This window comes from Flavobacterium panici (genome assembly GCF_024499525.1).
Lineage (GTDB): Bacteria > Bacteroidota > Bacteroidia > Flavobacteriales > Flavobacteriaceae > Flavobacterium > Flavobacterium panici.
The window spans coordinates 5,287,947-5,308,598 of record NZ_CP100437.1; the positions used below are offsets into that span (position 1 = coordinate 5,287,947).

General features: G+C 32.8%; 15 protein-coding genes and 1 other RNA gene. 7 read left to right on the forward strand and 9 right to left on the reverse strand.

The genetic code is table 11. From position 1 onward, the window contains the following. Positions 1-260: 260 nt before the first annotated feature. The 3 genes from NLJ00_RS22010 to NLJ00_RS22020 all read right to left on the reverse strand — a co-directional run bounded on the left by NLJ00_RS22010 (position 261) and on the right by NLJ00_RS22020 (position 6,091). A complete protein-coding gene (locus NLJ00_RS22010; RefSeq protein ID WP_256635429.1) occupies positions 261-1,286 on the reverse strand; it encodes a glycosyl hydrolase family 18 protein in 1,026 nt (341 codons plus the stop codon). Positions 1,287-1,358: 72 nt separating this feature from the next. Then, positions 1,359-2,882 carry a SusD/RagB family nutrient-binding outer membrane lipoprotein gene (locus NLJ00_RS22015; protein ID WP_256635430.1) on the reverse strand — a complete coding sequence of 508 codons (1,524 nt, stop codon included), beginning with the start codon at positions 2,880-2,882 and terminating at the stop codon, positions 1,359-1,361. 11 nt (positions 2,883-2,893) lie between these two features. After that, the gene (locus NLJ00_RS22020; RefSeq protein ID WP_256635431.1) at positions 2,894-6,091 is read right to left on the reverse strand and encodes a SusC/RagA family TonB-linked outer membrane protein; all 3,198 of its coding nucleotides are present in this window, start codon (positions 6,089-6,091) and stop codon (positions 2,894-2,896) included. Between the two features lie 270 nt (positions 6,092-6,361). Here NLJ00_RS22020 and NLJ00_RS22025 point away from each other — a divergent pair, with 270 nt between their 5' ends. From NLJ00_RS22025 to NLJ00_RS22035, 3 genes are all read left to right on the forward strand, one after another. Further along, positions 6,362-7,414 (forward strand): sensor histidine kinase, encoded by a 1,053-nt coding sequence (locus NLJ00_RS22025; protein WP_053470163.1) that lies wholly within the window; start codon positions 6,362-6,364, stop codon positions 7,412-7,414. Beyond that, positions 7,404-8,105: a LytR/AlgR family response regulator transcription factor gene (locus tag NLJ00_RS22030; RefSeq protein ID WP_053470164.1), complete on the forward strand. Its 702-nt coding sequence runs from the start codon at positions 7,404-7,406 to the stop codon at positions 8,103-8,105. The genes NLJ00_RS22025 and NLJ00_RS22030 overlap by 11 nt, the downstream gene beginning before the upstream one ends. Positions 8,106-8,274: 169 nt before the next feature. After that, positions 8,275-9,711, forward strand: coding sequence for an MFS transporter (locus tag NLJ00_RS22035; RefSeq protein WP_256635432.1), 1,437 nt, complete (start codon positions 8,275-8,277; stop codon positions 9,709-9,711). Positions 9,712-9,829: 118 nt separating this feature from the next. Here NLJ00_RS22035 and NLJ00_RS22040 read toward each other — a convergent pair whose 3' ends face one another. From NLJ00_RS22040 to ffs, 4 genes are all read right to left on the reverse strand, one after another. Then, positions 9,830-10,327 carry a hypothetical protein gene (locus tag NLJ00_RS22040; RefSeq protein ID WP_256635433.1) on the reverse strand — a complete coding sequence of 166 codons (498 nt, stop codon included), beginning with the start codon at positions 10,325-10,327 and terminating at the stop codon, positions 9,830-9,832. A gap of 89 nt (positions 10,328-10,416) precedes the next feature. Continuing rightward, on the reverse strand, positions 10,417-11,073 hold the full coding sequence (gene fsa, locus NLJ00_RS22045) for a fructose-6-phosphate aldolase (protein ID WP_053470166.1): 657 nt from the start codon (positions 11,071-11,073) through the stop codon (positions 10,417-10,419). A gap of 172 nt (positions 11,074-11,245) precedes the next feature. Continuing rightward, entirely contained in the window at positions 11,246-12,049 is an 804-nt protein-coding gene (locus NLJ00_RS22050) for an SDR family oxidoreductase (protein ID WP_256635434.1), read from the reverse strand. A gap of 151 nt (positions 12,050-12,200) precedes the next feature. Next, an RNA gene (ffs, locus tag NLJ00_RS22055) (signal recognition particle sRNA small type) lies at positions 12,201-12,298 on the reverse strand. Positions 12,299-12,386: 88 nt separating this feature from the next. Between ffs and NLJ00_RS22060 the strand changes: the two genes are divergently transcribed. Beyond that, positions 12,387-13,436 carry a glutaminyl-peptide cyclotransferase gene (locus NLJ00_RS22060; protein ID WP_256635435.1) on the forward strand — a complete coding sequence of 350 codons (1,050 nt, stop codon included), beginning with the start codon at positions 12,387-12,389 and terminating at the stop codon, positions 13,434-13,436. A gap of 161 nt (positions 13,437-13,597) precedes the next feature. Beyond that, positions 13,598-14,833, forward strand: a complete 1,236-nt coding sequence (hutI, locus tag NLJ00_RS22065; RefSeq protein WP_256635436.1) for an imidazolonepropionase — start codon at positions 13,598-13,600, stop codon at positions 14,831-14,833. A 165-nt stretch (positions 14,834-14,998) separates the two neighbouring features. Here the strand turns inward: hutI and NLJ00_RS22070 are convergent, their stop codons facing one another. After that, positions 14,999-15,880 carry a hypothetical protein gene (locus tag NLJ00_RS22070; RefSeq protein ID WP_053470170.1) on the reverse strand — a complete coding sequence of 294 codons (882 nt, stop codon included), beginning with the start codon at positions 15,878-15,880 and terminating at the stop codon, positions 14,999-15,001. 97 nt (positions 15,881-15,977) lie between these two features. On the opposite strand from NLJ00_RS22070, the gene NLJ00_RS22075 reads away from it, so the two are divergent. Further along, entirely contained in the window at positions 15,978-17,024 is a 1,047-nt protein-coding gene (locus NLJ00_RS22075) for a formimidoylglutamase (RefSeq protein WP_180858653.1), read from the forward strand. A 124-nt stretch (positions 17,025-17,148) separates the two neighbouring features. After that, positions 17,149-18,396, forward strand: a complete 1,248-nt coding sequence (locus NLJ00_RS22080; protein WP_180858655.1) for a DEAD/DEAH box helicase — start codon at positions 17,149-17,151, stop codon at positions 18,394-18,396. Here the strand turns inward: NLJ00_RS22080 and NLJ00_RS22085 are convergent. Next, the gene (locus NLJ00_RS22085) at positions 18,393-20,579 is read right to left on the reverse strand and encodes a response regulator (protein ID WP_256635437.1); all 2,187 of its coding nucleotides are present in this window, start codon (positions 20,577-20,579) and stop codon (positions 18,393-18,395) included. The two genes, NLJ00_RS22080 and NLJ00_RS22085, sit on opposite strands and share 4 nt — an antisense overlap. Positions 20,580-20,652: the final 73 nt, after the last annotated feature.

Sequence of the window (20,652 nt, forward strand, 5' to 3'; positions counted from 1 at the left end):
AACAGCTATAATTTTTAAACGAACGACATAAAACATTCAATAATCCGCTAACCGAAAACGTATTCGGTTCTATTAAAAGCATATTTTATCCCATTTACGACCATTTTTATTCATAATTTTTACAATTCATTAAAAAAAACTTAAAATCTGCAAATATTGTGATATCTGCCATGTATATAAAAAATTTCGCTTCTTTCTGATTTACTTAATCAAAAAGAAGCGAAAAACTTATTAATTTTAAAAAAATGTAAGAGAGCTATTTAATTACCGCACATTCCTGAAGTTTTAAATTTTAAAGAAGAATATTTTTTATGAATAACATCTAATAAGGAATATTCCGTAAAAGAATCCTGGGCCAATTCCCAAATCATTATTCCTCCGGTATATTCTGCGGCATATTCAACTTTTCTTGAAATTGTAGGTCTGCCGTTATAATATAATTTCCCTATTTCATCCTGATCTGCAAGTTGAGATCCCGCCTCTACTATTTGACCAAAAGTTGAACTGGTTACTTCTGGAAAAGTAAAATTATAACCGTAAAAAGGAACTCCAAGTGTTAATTTTTCACTTGGAACATTTTGTTGTTTATGCCAAAATTCAATTCCGCTTCTTGCAAACTCATAAGAACTGTGTTGTTCTACTTTAGTTGGAGTCCACGGTCCTGTACTATCATACGCCATTATATTTATAAAATCAAAAGCGTTTAAGGCTGCCGAATTTATATTTACAAATCGCACACTGTTGGGTAAAGCTGCCGTTAGAAGTTTTTTATCATCTGCTAAACTCTTTTTTAATTCAACCACAAAACCGCTGTAACCGGATGTCACTGCATCCCATTCGAGATCAACATCGACTCCATCTAAATTATGCTCTTTTACAAATTTTAGAATATTTTGGATAAATGCCGGGCGGTTTTCAGATTTATCAATTAATGACGACCAATTTTTGGCCTGTTCTTCAGAAATAACACCACCTGCCAATGAAATACTTACAATAATATTTGGGTTTACTGATTTTGCGTATTTAATTACAGCGTCAATATCTCCTGTGAATAGTATGTTTCCATCTTTATCAGGATTTGCAAATGCAATATTTAAATGCGTTAGTTTACAAAACTGAATGGAAGAAATTTTACTGAAACTATCTGTGGATAAATATCCAACAACTCTTGCTGTTTTCGTTTTTGTTTCTTCTGTATTATGCTCTTTTTCGTTGGTACAGCTATACACTGAAAAAAGAGAACTTATATAAAAAAGGATGCCTAATAAGGCTTTATTTTTTATCATAATTTTTTTAAAATTTAATTAGAATGAAAATATGACCTTATAAGGCATAACTTTATATTTTTAGGATTTTATTTAGTTGGCATCCCACCAAACTTTATTCAGCCAATCGTTTGTTCCTCCCATTCTTGATAATGCTTCTTTATAGTTTTTCTCATTTTTCTGCATCTCATCGTTAGGATAATATAAACGTTTTGGTGTAACTCCGTTTGTTTCTGAATCAGGGTTTGTTATCGGAATCAATACCGGGAATCCTGTTCTTCTCCAGTTTGAATATGCTTCAATACTATTAAAGATATAAGTGATCCAAAGCTGCGTTGAAATTTGTTTTAACTCTTGTCCGGCAACTAATGGTTTAGCATTTAGATAGGTATCGATTGCTGCTTGCGTTGCAGGCGTTGCTCCATAAATCTCTAATTGCTTAATACCTGCTTCAACTCCTTTTTTATAATAGTCTGCTGCAGAACCTGCAACCCAGCCTCTGAATGCTGCTTCAGCAAGTAACAATTGAGATTCTGAATAACTTACATGTAAAAATGGTGTTGTTTTTTGCTTAAAGTAAGATTGAATTCCAGAAGTTGAGCTTGCTCCCATTGGAACTTCCCACTGAAACAATCCTGGTTTTACTCCTTCATAAGGTGTTTCACCTGGCTGCAATGGTGCTCCCCAAGCAAGACTGCTCGTTGTTTTAGGAGTTGCATACATTGGTAATCTTGGATCTCCGTTGTCTCTTAAAAAGTCAATTACTAAAGTACTAAAGTGATCTCCATTTTCATTACCTACAAGTGCATAAGCCAATCCATTTCCTCTAAAATCAATCGATGCAGGATCATCATTAAAAGTAGCATCTAAATGCTTCATAATACAGTTATCAGCATTGCTTGTAAAAACTCCTGCCGCTAAAGCAGCTTTTACTTGTTTTTCTGCTTCTGCCGGTTTAATTTCAGAAATTCTCATTCCTAAACGTAATCTTAGTGTATTAGCTAATTTTTTCCATTTAGTAATATCTCCGCCATAGAACAAATCACCTTTTACAGCACCACCGTTAGCATTTAATTGATTATGAGCTTCTTCTAAATCATGAAAGAATGACATATAAATTTCTTCCTGTGTATCATATCTAGGTGTTACAATTCCTTTTGAGAAACCTAAACCTGCTTCAGAATAAGGAATATCTCCATAAATATCAGTAATACGTTGTGCTACCATTACTCTCATAATTTTAGCTACAGCATTCATATTTACAGCAGATTGATCTCCACTTGTTTTTTCAAGAATATCAACAACATTTTTTAATTCGTTTTGGTAACCATTTCTCCAAAGAGCAGTTGCATAACCATCATCTTTTTTAAATTTGCTTCCAAACTCAGTTACGTTCCATGCACCCGCATAATGCTGTACAAAACCTCCTGAATAAATTAAATTGGTTCTCCATTGGTAAAATCCGTCACCCGACATACACAATTGGGTAAATGTAAGCTGCCCAGCTGGATTTGCAGACAACGCAACCGGATCTTTTTCCAGTTCGTCAAAATTTTCGGTACAGCCTACTGCAGTAAACAATGTGAGTACGGCTATAATTATTTGTTTAAATTTCATAATTTCTTTTTTTAGAATGCAACTTTAATATTAAAACCGTACGATTGTCTAAATGGTAATGAACCATATTCAAAACCTTGTCCGTTTCCAGAAGTATACATTGATTCTGGGTCAATATTTGGAAGATCTTTATTAAAAGTCAATAAGTTTCTTGCAAATGCCGAAACATAAATTGAACTTATTTTAGCTCCGCCAAAAACACTTGATGGTATTGTATATCCTAAACTAATTTCTCTCAATTTCACGTAAGATGCATCGTAAACAAATGGCGCTGGTGTATTGTTGAAAACGGTATTCCAGTAATCCTGAGGATTAACAGGTTTTGTATTTTTAACATAAACCGGGTTAGCAGCTGTTCCTGTGTTTACAACACCTTCTGCAACATAACCTGCTGTAGGAACCCAAGTAGACTGGCTAAAGTTAGGATCATTAGCAATAGCTTCTGCTCTTGCATGATTATACGCATCTCTTCCGTCTGTAGTTACATCCAAAAGTCCTTTTGTTGCCGCTAATGAATTTGTCATAGAGTATACATCCATACCAAATTTCATATCGATCAAGAACTGTAATGTAATACCTTTATAAGTAAATCTGTTAGTTAAACCTGCAGCCCAGTCAGGAAGTCCTTTTCCTAATGCTACTTTTTCATCTGTAAACAATGGTAAACCATTTGCAGCTACTACTTTTTCTCCATTTTCATTTCTTAAGAAATCTCTACCCATAATAGTTCCGTATTGACCGCCAACCTGAGCAACAACAGCTGCTCCAGCCCAACGAGCTTCTGAAATTGTATAAGTACTAATGTCTGGATGCAATGAAAGAATCGAGTTTTTATTTTTTGAGAAGTTCAAATCAATTCCCCATTCAAAATTGTTTGTTTTTATTGGAGTACCAGATAAAAATACCTCGATACCTTCGTTACGTAATTTTCCTGCATTTACAGAAATAAACTCATATCCAGATGTTGCAGATGAAGGTAAATCAAGTGTTTGATCTGATGTATCTTCACGATATACTGTAATATCTGCTTTTAATCTGTTTTTGAAGAAAGCAGTTTCAAGCCCAAACTCAACTCCAGTTTTTGACTGATACGTTAAATTAGGATTTGGTGCCGCAGTATTTTTGATATTTACAACACTTTGACCATCATATGAAGAAAATGTAGTATAGTTTAATGCATTTTTATAAGCTCCCGGTGAATTCGAAACCTGTGCCCATGATGCTCTAAATTTACCATACGAAAAAGTATCATTTTGAATATTAAGTGCATCTGAGAATACAAATCCTAACGAACCTGCAGGATAAAAAGCACTTTCGTCACCGCTGTAGATTACACTAAACCAGTCATTTCTTCCAGTAAACTCTGCATATAAATATCCTTTATAATCTAATTTTGCAGAACCGTAAACTGAGTTTGTTCTTGTTTTAGTTTCAACCGGAGCATTTTCAGTTTTATTAACAAAATTACTGATGTATTCTGTACCCGGTTCAATAATTTTTGTTCCAAATCTTGAGTTTTGTTCTCTTCTAAAATCTCTTCTTGCTGTACCTAAAATTCCAGAAAAAGTTAAATCTTTAGCTAATTTAATATCGCTCAAAGTCGCAATAATATCGGTATTCATTTCTGATACATTAATATTATTTAAACCTAGATATCCTTCATCTCTTCCCGGCCAGGTACTTCCTGCAGCCATAAAATCTTTTGAACTAAAGGCATAAGTATCAAGACCTGTTCTAAAAGTTAAAGCGATCCATTTTTTTAGCTGATACGTTCCTGTAACGTTTCCTATAAAACGATTTTTAACAGATGTATTATGATTTTCTTCAGTTACAAAATATGGGTTCAATAAATAAACATTGCTGTTCCATGGATAAATCTGACCTGTATCATTATTTTTATAATTTTTCAGCCAGGCCTGATCAATGTTTGGAGCCAATCCGCTTAATGAATATCCTACGTTATTAGGAGAATCTCCTAAAGCTGGTCTGTTATTAGTATTTTCAGCAATATAATTTACGTTAGCATCTAAAGTAAATTTTTCTGCTTTTAAAGTTGCATTTAATGTTGCATCATTTCTTTCTAATCCTGAATTTGGAATTACGTCGCTATTTTTTAGGTTATTGAAACCAAAACGAACATATCCGCTGTCATTACCTCCAGAAATAGCAATTCCGTTTGTTGTCGTAAATCCAGTTTTAAAGAAATCCTGGATATTGTTATCAACTTTAGCATAAGGTTTCATAGAACCATCAAATATTTTTACCTGCTGCCCTACTGATTCAGAGAATTTAGGTCCCCACGCATTTGTAGTATATCCATAAATTTCAGTTGGGGCTTTTGTTGGATCAGGCAATGCACCATTTGATCCAGTTCCATATTCACTTTGATAATCTGAATATTTCGCATTTACTTGGTCAAAATTTACTCCACTAGTTAATTCTACACGAAGTTTTCCTTTACTTCCCTTTTTAGTTGTAATTAAAATTACACCATTCAAAGCTCGTGAACCATACAAAGCTGCTGCTGCTGCTCCTTTAAGTACTGTTAAACTTTCAATATTATTTGGGTTAATACTTGAAATACCATCTCCGTTATCACGTCCGTCAAACCATTTGCTTGTTGCAGCACTATCATTATTCAAACCTGAATTGTCGATTGGAACTCCGTCTACAATATAAAGAGGCTGGTTACTTTCACCAATACTTGAGATACCTCTAATAATAACTCTCGTACTTCCTCCAACACCTGTAGCTGGTATAGAAACGTCTACACCGGCAATTCTTCCAGATAAAGCTGTAGTTACATTGGTTGTAATGGCCTTGTTTAACTGCTCTCCTTTTACATCCTGAACGGCATAACCCAATTCTTTTTTCTGTCTCTTAATCCCTAATGCTGTAACAACAACTTCATTTAAATTTTGTGCGTCTTGAGTTAGCACAACATCTACAGTTGAAGAAGACCCAACTGTTACAGTTTTAGTTTTAATACCGATATACGAAAATACCAGAACATCTCCTGCAGATGCCTGAATCGTATACACACCGTCATAATCAGTTTGACTTGCCGTTTTTGTACCTTGAATAAGAATACTTACACCCGGCAGCGGCAGACCGTTTTGGTCGCTTACCAAACCTTTGACCGTTTTTACCTGCGCAACAGACAATTGCGCCGTAAAGACAATCATAAAGATTAACATAATTTGTTTCATTTTTATCATGGTTTTTGATTAGTTAAGCGATAAATTTATTGTTAAGGTACTGTTAAAAAAAATATTTTATACAAACAGTCAAATTTGTTAAACAAACGACATAAATCAATCAACATTATGCTGTACGAAAACGTTATCCTATTTAAATAAAATATTAATTGGCTTTTTTTACAAAATTTTATTCAAAAGAATTGCGATTTAGCCAGTAATTGTGTAAAGTTGCACAGTAATTACAAAGCTTTACAAATAATAACAAAACGTTAAAAAAAGTTGAACGAAATTCGAAAACTAAAATTTGACATAAAACTTCAAAATCATATTTGGTTTTGGGGTTCTTATTTCACTCTCAACTTTTTACGATGGGGCGCTTACTTTAACGACTATCCGTATTCGTTTAAATCGAACTTAATTGAGTTTTCGCTGCATATACCATTAGTATATTTCAATCTTTTTGTTTTAGTACCTAAATATGTCCTTAAACAAAAATATATAACCTATACACTGGCACTGCTTCTAAGCCTTTTTGGAATCTATTTATTAAAAACTGCGCTTACCTATTATATTATATCCGAAAATATCTGGCCGGAAGCTAACAGAGAATACCATCCTTTTGAAATCAACCATATTGTAGCTGTTTGTATTGGTGAATTGTACGTTTTAGCAATGGCATCATCAGTATATCTTACTTTAACATGGCTTCGTGAAAGAGAAAGAAACAGATCGCTGAGAGAAAATCAGTTTAAAATCAAGCTGAAATATTTAGAAAATCAAATTCAGCCACATTTCTTTTTTAATACATTAAATAATCTTTATGCCTTATCTTTAGAATCTTCAGATAAAGTTCCGGATGTCATTATTAAGCTTTCTAATTTAATGGAATATGTGCTGTATGATGTTAAAGGAACCAAGTTTGTACCGTTGATAAAAGAGATCGATTATATTCAAAATTATATTGAAATCGAAAAACTTCGTTTTGATAATGTGGAAGTTACCGTAAATTTAGAATCAAACATTGAAGATATTGTAGTTCCTCCATTAATATTTATTTCATTGGTCGAAAATGCTTTCAAACATGGCGGAGTCAATAATAATAACTTTAAAATTAAAATCAATTGTAAAGTTATTGACAATAAAATGTTAGACTTTGAAATCTTAAATAATTTTGTAATTTCACAAAATGTTAAGTCAAAAGGTGGAATTGGTTTAGTTAACACAAAGAAAAGACTAAAATTAATTTACAAGAATAATTTCAGTTTAAAAGACAAAATAAAACTGAATTACTATATAATTCGTTTGCAAATACCTATCCATAATGAAAATTAAATGTGTACTGATTGATGATGAACCCTTAGCAATCAAAGTGTTGCAAAATTATTTTAACAATTTTACAGATTTTGAAGTTATCGGCACATTCAATAATTCTTTAGAAGCTCTGGATTTCATAAACAGCACTTCTGTAGATGCCGTTTTTTTAGACATTAACATGCCCATGATGACTGGTTTTGAGCTTATAAGCTTAATTGAAAACAAAACCAAAGTTATTATCACAACCGCTTTTAGGGAATTTGCTGCAGAAAGTTATGATCTTGATGTTTTAGATTATTTAGTAAAACCTATTCCGCTTCCCAGGTTTATCAAATGCATTAATAAAATTACAACCGAATTCAATTTAAAAAACAATATTAAAATTGATGTTGCCAAAGGCGATTCGCATATTTTTATTAAAGTTGATAAAAAGATGATGAAAATTAATATTGAAGAAATTCTTTTTATCGAAGGAATGAAAGAATATATAAAGGTTGTAACACCCGATAAAACCTATATTACACATAAATCTCTGACTTCGTTATCTGAAGAATTACCGGCAGATCGCTTCTTACGTATCCATAAATCTTACGTTATTGCCTTAAATAAGGTAAAATCTATTGAAGGAAACCGTATTCAAATTCAGTCTTATACCATTCCAATAGGTAGAAATTATAGTAAAGACGTAAAAAACAGAATTCTCGAATAAAACTTTAACATTTCTAACTCTATATAAATTAACACATTGTTGAATAAATAAGGTTGTTCGTTTAAATTTAACATTATTTTCGATCAATAATTTTTTTTTGATTCATGTAACAAATATATTTACGGTCTTCAAAAAACAATTTTATTAAAAAATTAACCTTATTACAATTATGAGTTCAGAAAATGTTCAAACCAAATGGGGCCAGTTTATCCCACTAGTTATCGTGTTCTTCTTTTGGGGTTTTGTTGCTGCCAGTAACGATATCTTAATTCCTGTATTTAAAACGGCTTTTAATTTATCTCAAGGAGAAAGTCAGTTAGTTTCGTTAGCATTCTATATTGCTTATACAGTAGGATCCTTAATATACATGGGAATTTCAGTTTTAATCAAAGAAGATTTAGTTAACAAAATTGGCTACAAAAACGGTCTATCATTAGGGTTACTTATTTCTGCAGTCGGAACATTATTATTTTACCCTGCAGCAAATACAGGTTCATTTCCTTTAATGCTTTCAGGTTTATTCATAGTAGCTTTAGGATTTTCATTACAGCAAACTGTTGCTAATCCGTTAGCAATTGCTTTAGGACCAATATCTACAGGTTCTCAGCGTTTAACATTAGCTGGTGGAATCAACAACTTAGGAACTACAATTGGACCACTAATCGTAAGTTTTGCGATCTTCGGATCAAGTACAGGATCATCAACTTTAAGTATCGAAAGTGTAAAAATTCCTTATTTAATTTTAGGACTTGCTTTCTTATTAGTTGCTATACTACTTAAATTTTCATCTTTACCAGACAAACCAGCTCTTATCGAAGAAGAAATTGCTGCTGATGGTGCTAATGCAAAAAAATCAGCTTTACAATATCCTCAATTAATAATGGGTATGATTGCGATCTTCCTTTATGTTGGTGTAGAAGTTTCTACAGCTAGTAATTTACCAGCATACATGGAAAGCAAATTAGGATTCTTAACTCAGGAAGTTGCTCCATATATATCTTTATACTGGGCGAGTTTAATGATCGGACGTTGGACAGGTGCCATTGAAGCTTTTACAGATAAAGCAAGCTTACAGCAAATTTTACGTTTCGTAGCTCCTTATTTCGCTTTTGGTGTATTCTTAGCGGTAAATGCAATTGCGAAGCACGACTTGACTCCTTTTTATATTTACGGATTAATCATTTTAGTATTAATTGCTGCTGATATTGCAAGTAAAGGAAACCCTGCAAGAATGTTATTAATCTTCTCTTCTTTAGGTATTGTTGCGATCGCTATCGGAATGGCTACAAGTGGAATTGTAAGTGTTTATGCTTTCACAAGTGTTGGTTTATTCTGTAGTACACTATGGCCATGTATCTTTACACTTGCTGTAAGCGGATTAGGAAAAAACACAAGCCAGGGAAGCAGCTTCTTAATCATGATGATTATGGGTGGTGGAGTTATCAGCTGGTTACAAGGTTTTGTATCTGAATTCATTGGTATCCAGGCAAGTTACATTGTTGGTATCGTATGTTTCGCTTACCTTGCATTCTATGCTTGGAGCGTAAGCGGAATCCTTAGAAAACAAGGAATCAATTTCGACAAAAAATTATCTGGAGGTCACTAAAATTTTAGAAATAACAATATAAAAAAATCCAAATTCCAATTTTATAATAGGAATTTGGATTTTTTATTCACAAAAGAATAACCTTTGTTCCTTTGCACCTCTGAACCTTTGCACCTATCTACTTCGCATTAATAACATTACTCAGGTTCTTCTTAAAAATGGCTCTATTTTCTTCTGATATTTGATAAACAACATCCTTATCTGCATGAACAATAACCTTTTCAATATTCTGTGATGCGAGACCTTGCGGATCTTTAATTTTTAAAGTACAGGCCCCGTCAAAAAAACCATCATCTTCAATAATTTTCTTTGCTTCGATAACAGTTCCGTTACCTAAAACAGCCGAAATTGTCATTTCTTTATTTAAGGTTTTAGAATAAAATCCATCCATAACAAGAAGCAGTCGATACGAATTTTTCATTTCAGGACCTTTAAATTCATGCCTTGTAATATTATACCGAAGCCCTTTTGCTAAAGGCTGAAATGCTACAGAACAATCTAATTCAAATGTCGCTACATCGCCTGCTTCATTTACACTCTTTAATATTTCAGCTGTCTGTGCATTTATTGAAACACTAGTAGCAAAAAAAGACAGAATTATCAATATCACTTTCATAATCAACAATTTAAGTTTTATATAAAAGTAAAAAAAATCGCCTTTTCTCGTTAGAAAAAGACGATTTAATTTTTATAAATATCTAAGGATTACTTGTTTCCTTTTTCGAAGTCAGCAACAAACTGAGCTAAACCGATATCAGTTAACGGGTGTTTCAACAATCCGTAAATTGCAGAAAGAGGTCCAGTCATAACATCAGCACCAATTTTAGCACAATTTACAATATGCATTGTGTGACGTACAGATGCAGCTAAAATTTGAGTTTCGTAACCGTAGTTATCGTAAACTTCTCTAATTTCCTGAACTAAGTTTAATCCGTCAGTTGAGACATCATCTAAACGACCTACGAACGGAGAAACATAAGTAGCTCCGGCTTTAGCAGCTAAAAGCGCTTGTCCTACAGAGAAAACAAGAGTTACGTTAGTTTTGATTCCTTTATCAGAAAAATATTTTGCAGCCATAACTCCTTCTTTAGTCATAGGCAGTTTTACAACGATTTGGTCATGTAATTCAGCTAACTCTTCACCTTCTTTGATCATTCCATCATAATCAAGAGCGTTTACTTCTGCACTTACATCACCTTCTACAAGATTGCAGATGTCAACATAATGCTTTAAAATGTTATTTTTTCCTGTAATTCCTTCTTTCGCCATTAATGACGGATTTGTCGTTACACCATCCAAAACACCTAAAGCTTGTGCTTCTTTAATTTGATCTAGGTTAGCTGTGTCAATAAAAAATTTCATAATTTATTTAAGTTTAAATTGTGTTGATTTGTTTTTCGTGGTCTGCTTAAAATTTTTAATTCAGGAATCTTAAGCAAATGCAGCTGCAAAATTACAAAATCAATATCAATAACGATTTCAAAATCAAAACCAATTTGAAATTATATGTTATAAATAAAAAAATATTTGTGTTTTAGAGCTTATAATGATTCATTAGCATTTTTTCATATACTTTATCCGGAAGCGCACGTTTCAGGACAATTGAAAACTTTTGCATAAACACGCCTACTTTATAATGTACTTTTGGTTTTTCTTTTTGAATAATTTTAAAAATCGCCTCAGCCATTTCATTTGGATTACTTCCTGCATCAACATGTTCGTTCATGGTTGCAAGCGTATCTCCATATACTTTTTCGTAAGCAGAATCTTTTAAAACGGGCGCATGATAACGTCCAGATGCAATATTGGTTGCAAAATCACCCGGAGCAACATTCGTAATTTCAATTCCAAATTGCTTTACTTCCATCCTTAAAGCTTCGGTAATTAATTCTAAAGCTCCTTTTGAAGCCGAATAAACGCTTCTATAAGGCAAGCCCATATAAGCTGCAATTGAAGTTATATTAATGATTAAACCTGATTTCTGCTCACGCATTTGTGGCAAAACAGCTTTCATGACTTCAATTGGACCAAAGAAATTTGTTTCAAAATTGTTTTTGATTTCTTCCATCGGAATTTCTTCCAAAGGTCCTGTAATTCCAACTCCGGCATTATTAATTACAATATCTAATCTTCCGGAAGTTTCCATGATTTTCGCAACAGCTGTTTTAATTGAATCAGCATTTCGAACATCTAAAGCAACTAATGGAAAAACTGAATTTAAAACTTTTTCAGGATTTCTGCTTGTTCCGTAAACAACGAAACCTTTTGCATGTAAAAATTCTCCAATAGATTTACCTATTCCCGATGATCCTCCTGTAATTAAAACGACTTTATTCATTTTGAGTTATGAGTTATAAATTATGGGTTATGAGTTTGATGCAGAAAAATCTTTTTACTTCTAACATTTAACTTCTAACATTACGAAAGGTCCAAAAATAAAAAAATCCTCCCGAAGGAAGACTACTTTTATACAAATTCTAAAAAATAAAAAGTGGCAAGCGACCTACATCGCACCGCTCAACCACGTACCCTTGCTATGTTCCCATCCTGGGGGAGTCTGCAGGAGCTGGTCGTGTAGGACTTGCCGGTGCAAATATACAATCTTTTTATATTTTTGCAAGAGCTTTGCTGCTATAAAAATATCGTTGTATATTGGCTTATTCAAATTTTAAACTATGAAAAATTATAACTTCCTAACTGTCATTTTATTAGGAATTACATTAATTGGATGTAACGGCACAAAAAAAGGTGAAAATTCTTTATTTACTATCGATGATTCTGCTTTTCCTGCCCATTTTTTACCAAAAGAAGCGGTTTCAATCGGAATTTTAAACCCAAATTCGAAAGAAATCGACAGCATTGTATACTTTGTTAACGACAAAAAAGTGGGAAGTACAAAAGGAGCTGAGAAATTTAAATTTGAGTTAAAAGATCAAAAACTAGGTTATCAATACTTAAAAGCTACTGCTTATTTTGGAAGTGATTCATCTGATGCTACAAAAAGAATTGAAGTTGTTTCTGATGTTCAGCCTAAAGCATTAAAATTTAAAATAGTTAATACTTATCCACACGACCCAGAAGCTTTTACTGAAGGTTTAGAATTTCATGATGGTGTTTTATTTGAAAGCACAGGTCAAAAAGAAGATTCATACTTTAGATCTGTTGATTTCAAAACCGGAAAAGTAATCAAACAGGTTGATCTTCCTAAAGAATATTTTGGAGAAGGAATCACTTTTATCAATGGCAAATTATTTCAATTAAGCTGGCAGGAAAAAACAGGCTTTATTTATGATGCTAACACATTAAAACTTGAAAAAAAATTCACCTACGATAAAGATATTGAAGGCTGGGGAATGACGCATGATGATAAATATATCTATCATTCTGACGGAACTGAGAAAATCTGGAAAATGGATCCAAGTACTCAAAAGTTAGTTGATTACATTAATGTATATTCTGGTTCTTCAAAAATTAAAGCAATCAACGAATTAGAATTAATTGATGGAAAATTCTATGTAAACGTTTGGCAGAAAGATGCAATTGCGGTTGTAAATCCAACATCTGGTGCAGTTGAAGGAATATTAAACCTTTCTGATTTACGTAAATTTATTAAAGCTCCAAAAGCAGAAGTTTTAAACGGAATTGCATATAATCCTCAAACTAAAACCATTTTTGTAACCGGTAAATACTGGGAGAAAATGTTTGAAATCACAGTTTCAGAATAACAGTGAGACAAAATTCAAATTTTTAAATTCCAAATTCCAATAATAAAACACGAATTTCACAGATTTCACGGATTAGTTCGTGATAATTTGTGACTCGACCGTAGGGAACAGGCGAAGCAAATTTGTGTTTTATAACATTCTCAAAATACTAAATCTATATAATGATTATTTTAATTAAAAATATAAAAGAACTGCTTCAAGTCCGTGAAACTTCTGTTTCTAAAGTTTCGGGAGCTGAGATGGCAGAACTTCCTACGATTAAAAATGCTTTCTTAATTATAAAAGACAATCTAATTGCTGATTTTGGTTCGATGGAAAATTTACCCGAAATCAAAATAGATAAAGTTATTAATGCTGAAGGTCGCATTGTTCTTCCTACTTGGTGCGACAGCCATACACATATTGTATATGCAGGAAACCGCGAACAAGAATTTGTGGACCGCATTAACGGATTTACTTATGAAGAAATCGCCAATCGCGGCGGCGGTATTTTAAATTCTGCCAAGAAATTAAACGAAACTTCTGAAGAAGAAATTTACGAACAGTCCAAACTTCGTCTTGAAGAAGTGATGCATTTAGGAACTGGAGCTGTAGAAATAAAATCCGGCTACGGATTAACTATTGAAGGTGAATTAAAAATGCTTCGTGTAATTAAAAAACTGGCAGAAAATTATCCTATTTCCATAAAAGCAACTTTTCTTGGCGCACACGCTTTTCCAACACATTATAAAGAAAACAAAGCAGGTTATATTGACGAAATCATAACCAAAATGCTTCCAGAAATTGCTCAAAATAAACTGGCAGATTATGTGGATGTTTTCTGCGAAAGCGGTTATTTCTCTGTTGAAGAAACCGAAAAGATTATGCAGGCCGGAATTGAATTCGGCTTACAGCCAAAAATTCACGTGAATCAGTTTAGTTCTATTGGCGGAATTCAGGCTGGCGTTAAATTTAGCGCACTTTCTGTCGATCATCTGGAAATAATGAATCCGGAAGATATTGAAGCTTTAAAAGGCACAGAAACGATGCCGGTTGCTTTACCGTCTTGTTCTTATTTTTTAAGCATTCCGTATACGCCGGCACGAGAAATGATAAAAGCCGGTTTACCTCTGGCATTAGCAACAGATTTTAACCCTGGTTCTACTCCATCCGGAAACATGAATTTTGTTGTGGCAACGGCATGCATTAAAATGAAAATGACTCCGGAAGAAGCCATAAATGCCGCTACAATAAACGGTGCCTACGCAATGGGACTTTCTGATACGCACGGAAGCATCACAAAAGGCAAAAAAGCCAATTTAATTGTAACAAAACCAATTTCATCTTATTATCAAATTCCTTATGCTTTTGGAAGCAATTTGATCGAAGATGTCATTATTGATGGAGAAATCATATAATATAACATTTTCAAACATAGCCCGTGGTTTCAACCACGGGAAACGTATCGCAAAACAGGCTTTCAGCCAAACACAGAAAACATAAGACATAAAAAAAGGTCTGTGAAGAAAATCACAGACCTTTAATATCTTAAGTGGTATTTTTACTTAAACGACGATGAGAATTTATCTCAAGCTAAAACTAGTTTTAGAAACTAATTCATCATTATCAAAAACATTGATAAAGTAAGTTCCTTTAGCAAAATCTTTTCCTGGTAAATCTTCCGTAACGTTTACAGTTTTGTTTTCATACTTTACAGTAGTTTTAAAGCTGTATGTTAAAGAGTTGTCACCAAAGCTCTCTGTTTTTTTCTCGCCTAAAACGTTGTTTTTTGCATCAATAACCTGAACATAATATGTTTTATCTCCAGATTTTGCAATTTGGTTTTCAGCAATTGTAAAACTTATTTTTAAAACATCAGCACGGCTTGCTTTGTCTGTTTCAATTTGTTTTCCAGAACTTCTTAATTTATAAGCTGCAGTTTTAGTGTTCGTAATAGATAATTTAGAACCTCTTTCAACTGTTTTTGCAAGCTCTTCATTTTGACCTACAAGTACTTCGTTATATTTTTTAGACTCCCCTAATACTGTAATTGTACTATCTCTTTGAACTGTTAAAACACCATTTTGTTTTTTCAATTCGTCATTTTCAGCAACAAGAGTTTTCATTTTGCCCTGCATTGCCTGAACTTGAGATCTGTATTTAGAAACGTCACCTTTCGATTTATTTAAATCTGCCATTAAAGCGACAACTTTATCTCTTTCCTGAATTAATTCATCAGACATTGACGTATTTTCAGCAATTGCAGCATCGTAAGTTGCTTTTAATTCCTGTAAATCTTTCATAACAGATTCTTTTTCTGTCATTGACGTTGTCAATTCTGTTTTAACTACTTCAGTATCAGAAGAAAGTTTAAAAATATACACTAAGCTACCAATTAGTAGGACTGCTAAAACCGCTATAACCGCTTTTAGACTTGAATTGTTGTTGTTCGTTGGGTTTTCCATATTGAATAATTTTCTTTAATAACAAATTTAAGAATTAATATATCTTAATAACGTAAGTTGTAACAATTATATTATTTTTGGAAAATAAATTTTTTTCATGGAGAAATTAGTTCCTTTTACTGTCAATGATTTGGCAAAAGTCACAAATCATCGTAGTGGTGAAATAAAATTCGGAGAAAAAATGATTGTGCTTCCTAAAGGAGCAGATAAAATCAAGTTTTTGCAAGAATCGGAGGCGAAGTATGTGTTGTTAGGAATTCCTGAAGATATTGGTGTAAGAGCGAATTACGGAAGACCCGGTGCGGCATCTGCCTGGGAAAGTGCTATTAAAAGTATTGCAAATATTCAGCATAACAGATTTTCTAAAGGAAGTCAGATTATTATTTTAGGACATTTAGATGTTTCTGAAGAAATGCGTGATGTCGAAAAATTAGATTTTAATGATATCGACGATCGTTCTAAACTAAGTCAGTTAGTAGAAAAAATTGACAAAGAGGTTTCTCATATCATATTTACTATAATTAAAGCGGGAAAAACTCCAATTATTATTGGCGGCGGTCATAACAACGCTTACGGAAATATTAAAGGTTCGGCTTTAGCCAAAGGAAAACCTATTAATGCGATTAATTTTGATGCCCATTCTGATTTTAGGATTTTGGAAGGCCGTCACAGCGGAAATGGATTTTCTTATGCTTATGAAGAAGGTTTTCTTAAAAAGTATTTCATTTTTGGACTTCACGAAAATTATACTTCAAAAAGCGTTTTAGATATTATTAAAAAACTCGAAGATCGTGTTCGTTATAATACGTACGACAGCGTAAATATTCGCAAAGAAAAAGATTTTGAAAGAGAAATGGCTTTGGCTCTTGAATTTATCAAGACAGATTCATTTGGAATTGAAATTGATTTAGATGCAATTCCTAATATCGCCAGCAGCGCTATGACTATAAGCGGTTTTTCGGTAGAAGAATTAAGACAGTTTATTTCGTTTTTTGCACAGCATAGAAATGCGACTTATTTGCATATTTGTGAAGGTGCGCCAGATCTTGCCGATTCTCCTAATAATAATTTAATTGGAAAATTAATTGGCTATTTAGTAACTGATTTTATAAAAGCGAATAACGAAAAAGATAAAATTAACTGAAGAGCAAGTGGTCTGCAGCCACATATTTACCAAATAATAGCAGATTCAAATCAACGGTTAACCGAATAAACCTATCTTTGCACAGAATTTAGTACTTAAAACTAAAGTTCTTAATTAGTAAGATATGTTATTCGAAGATTTATCACTTTCAAAAAGTATACAAAAAGCCGTATTTGAAGAAGGCTACCTAAACCCCACTCCAATTCAGGAAAAATCGATTCCGATTGTTTTAGCCGGAAGGGATTTAATTGGCTGTGCTCAAACTGGTACGGGAAAAACTGCCGCATTTGCTATTCCAATTATACATCAACTGCATAGAATTGTAGGCTCATCAAAAAAAGCCAAAGTAATTCGTGCCCTTATCGTTACGCCTACTCGCGAATTAGCCGTACAGATTGGACAGAGTTTTGACACTTATGCAAAATATACCAATTTAACGCAGCTGACTATTTTTGGCGGAGTTTCTCAAAATCCGCAAGTTGATACCTTAAAAAATGGTATTGATATTCTAGTTGCGACTCCGGGTCGTTTATTAGATTTACAAAAACAAGGTTTTCTTGATTTAAATCATTTACACACTTTAGTTTTAGATGAGGCTGATCAAATGCTGGATATGGGTTTTATAAACGATGTAAAAAAGATTGTAAAACTGACACCTAAAAACAGACAAACTTTACTTTTTTCTGCAACTATGCCTCTTGCGATTCGCGAATTGGCCGAAATGTTTTTACAGGATCCAGAAAAAGTGGAAGTTTCTCCGGTTTCATCAACGGCTGAAAATGTGGAACAGCGTATTTATTTTGTTGACAAAACAGAAAAAAGAAACTTATTATACCATTTGATTAAAAATGAAAATTTATCAAATGTCCTTGTTTTTTCAAGAACAAAACATGGTGCGGATAATGTTGTAAAAGCACTTCGTAAAAAAGATATTCCGGCAGAAGCAATTCACGGGGATAAATCTCAAAATGCAAGACAACGCGTTTTAGATGCTTTTAAAAATAAAGAAGTTGGCGTTCTGGTTGCTACAGATATTGCAGCAAGAGGAATTGACATTGACCAATTGCCGTATGTAATCAACTTTGATTTACCGAATATTCCGGAAACATATGTGCATAGAATTGGCCGTACCGGACGTGCAGGAAATGGCGGAATTGCGATTTCATTTTGCGGTAAAGACGAAGAGCCTTACTGGAAGGATATTAAGAAATTAATAAAAGTAGATGTAAAAATCATTACAGATCATCCTTATCCATGGCACGCAGGAAGTCCTGAAGCCGGCGAAAAACCTAAAAATTCAAACCGAAGCGGCGGTGCTCACAAATCGAGAAAATCGAGTGCTTCAAAACAAAATAAAAAACGCTGGTATTAACCAGCGTTTTTTGATTCATTTATGAGATAATTTAAAATCTTAAACAGTTTAACTGGCTCAAAAGGTTTCACGATAATATCATTCATTCCTGATGAAACTGCTTCATCTGTAATTTCATCTTTATCAAAAGCAGTAAGCGCTACAACCGGAGTTTTTATACCAAGCTGCCGAATTCTTTTTGTGGTTTCAAATCCGTTCATTAACGGCATATTAATATCCATTAAAATAAGATCAAATTCTTCTTTTTCTAATATGGAAAGAGCACTAAAACCATCATCAACAACTTTGCAGATAAAATTATTTTTTTCGATAATTTTCTTGGTTACTAATTGATTAATGAGATTATCTTCGACAATAAGAATTTTGTAGATATCGCTTGACGTTAAATCAACTTCTATATTTTCAATAATTTTCTTTGTTTTGAGTGGGTCATGTTCAAAAGGAATAGAAAATGAAAATGAAGTTCCTGCGCCAAGATCGCTTTCTAAAGTAATCGAACTTCCAAAAAGCCCTAATAAACGTTTTACAATGCTTAAACCTAATCCTGTTCCCTGATAATCTTCTTCTTTTCTTCCTACCTGAACAAATTTTTCGAATATTTTATTTTGATCGACAGCGGCAATTCCAACACCATTATCTTTTATCAGAAAACCTAAATAATAAAATTTTCCTTCTATTCTTTCCAGTTTAACTCTAATTTCAACTTCTCCATCTTTAGTAAATTTTAAAGCGTTACTAACGAGATTCATTAAAATTTGCGCCAACCGCAGTTTATCTCCAATTAAGTATTCGGGAATTGCGTGATCAATTTCAACATTAATTTTGTTGTTGTTTTTTTGAGATAAAAAAGAAAGTGAATTTTTGATCACGGTTATCTCATCTGAAATATTAAAAGTCAAACTTTCCAGAACGACTTTATTCTCTTCAATTTTATTGATTTGCAGAATGTCATTTACAAGAGACAATAAATATCTTGCAGAAAATTTTAAAGCGCTTAAGTGCTCGCTTTGGGATAATTCTTTGTGTTCTTCTAAAAGCATATTGGTAATTCCGACAACGCCATACAATGGAGTACGCAATTCGTGGCTTATAGTAGAAATAAATTGAGTTTTGAGCACAGAAGCTTCTTCTGCCATTTCTTTTGCCTTTAGAAGCTCTAAATTGTGTTTCTTCTTAAGTCCGATATTCTTAATTAAGGTTACAATTAAAAAAAGTAGAATAAATGAAATAAGGATGAACAGGATTACAATAATTCGTGATTTTTTGAGACTTTGTAATTGTGATGTTTTTTCATTTTCAATTTTCTCAATCTGTCTTTTGTATTCATCCAGTTCTAAGTTTAAACCTGCTATAGAAGCTTTTTTAAGCTTTTCCTGGCTATAGAGTTCGCCTGTAATTTTATTATATATAACGAGATTATTATATGCTTCTTTGTGTTTTCCTATTTTGCTCAGAAATTTTGAATATTCTAAATGTGCATAAGCTAAATCTGGTTTCTCATCTTTAGACTTGCTATAGGAAATTGCTTTTACAAAATAGGTATTGGCTTTATCATTTTGATTTTCGCTGGCCCAATACATTCCGTTTAAGAAATTTAAAGCAATGTCATTTGCCTTTCCTTTTAAATCATTTTGATGTTCATTAATATATTGCAAATAGGGCAGTCCTTCTTTATAGTTTCCAATCTTAAAATAGGACCAGACAATATTCAGATTCGTTATGGCAACTTCTTTCAAATATTTTTGCTGCCTTCCAAATTTTAATGACTCTTTATAATACGTAATTCCGTCGCTGTACATTTTTTTTTCAAAAAAATACAAGTTGCCCAAATTACTGGTTATCATCATTCTTAAACTAACAATATTAGATCGTTCTGCGTAGAATAATGCCTTCTTATAAAAAAATACAGCTTTATTGATTTCGCCCAAATCATGAAAATTTATTCCGATTATGTTGTAATTCCTCGAAATCAGCGTATCATTTTTTATATCAAATGCATACTGAAGGGCAATTCCGGATTTCTTTAAGGATTTTTCGTAATTAGTTTCATCTAAATAATCACAAGCTTCCTGAGTTAGTTCTTTAACTTTTGTAAGAGATATAGCATGGTTTTGAGCTGGTGACTCAAGACAAAGTATGTTTAAAAAAGTAAAAATTAAAAAACAAAATCTATAATGAAGCATAATTTGGGATATGTTTATTCAAATATACATTATTATCATAATACACAATAAAAGTATTATCTTAATAACCTAA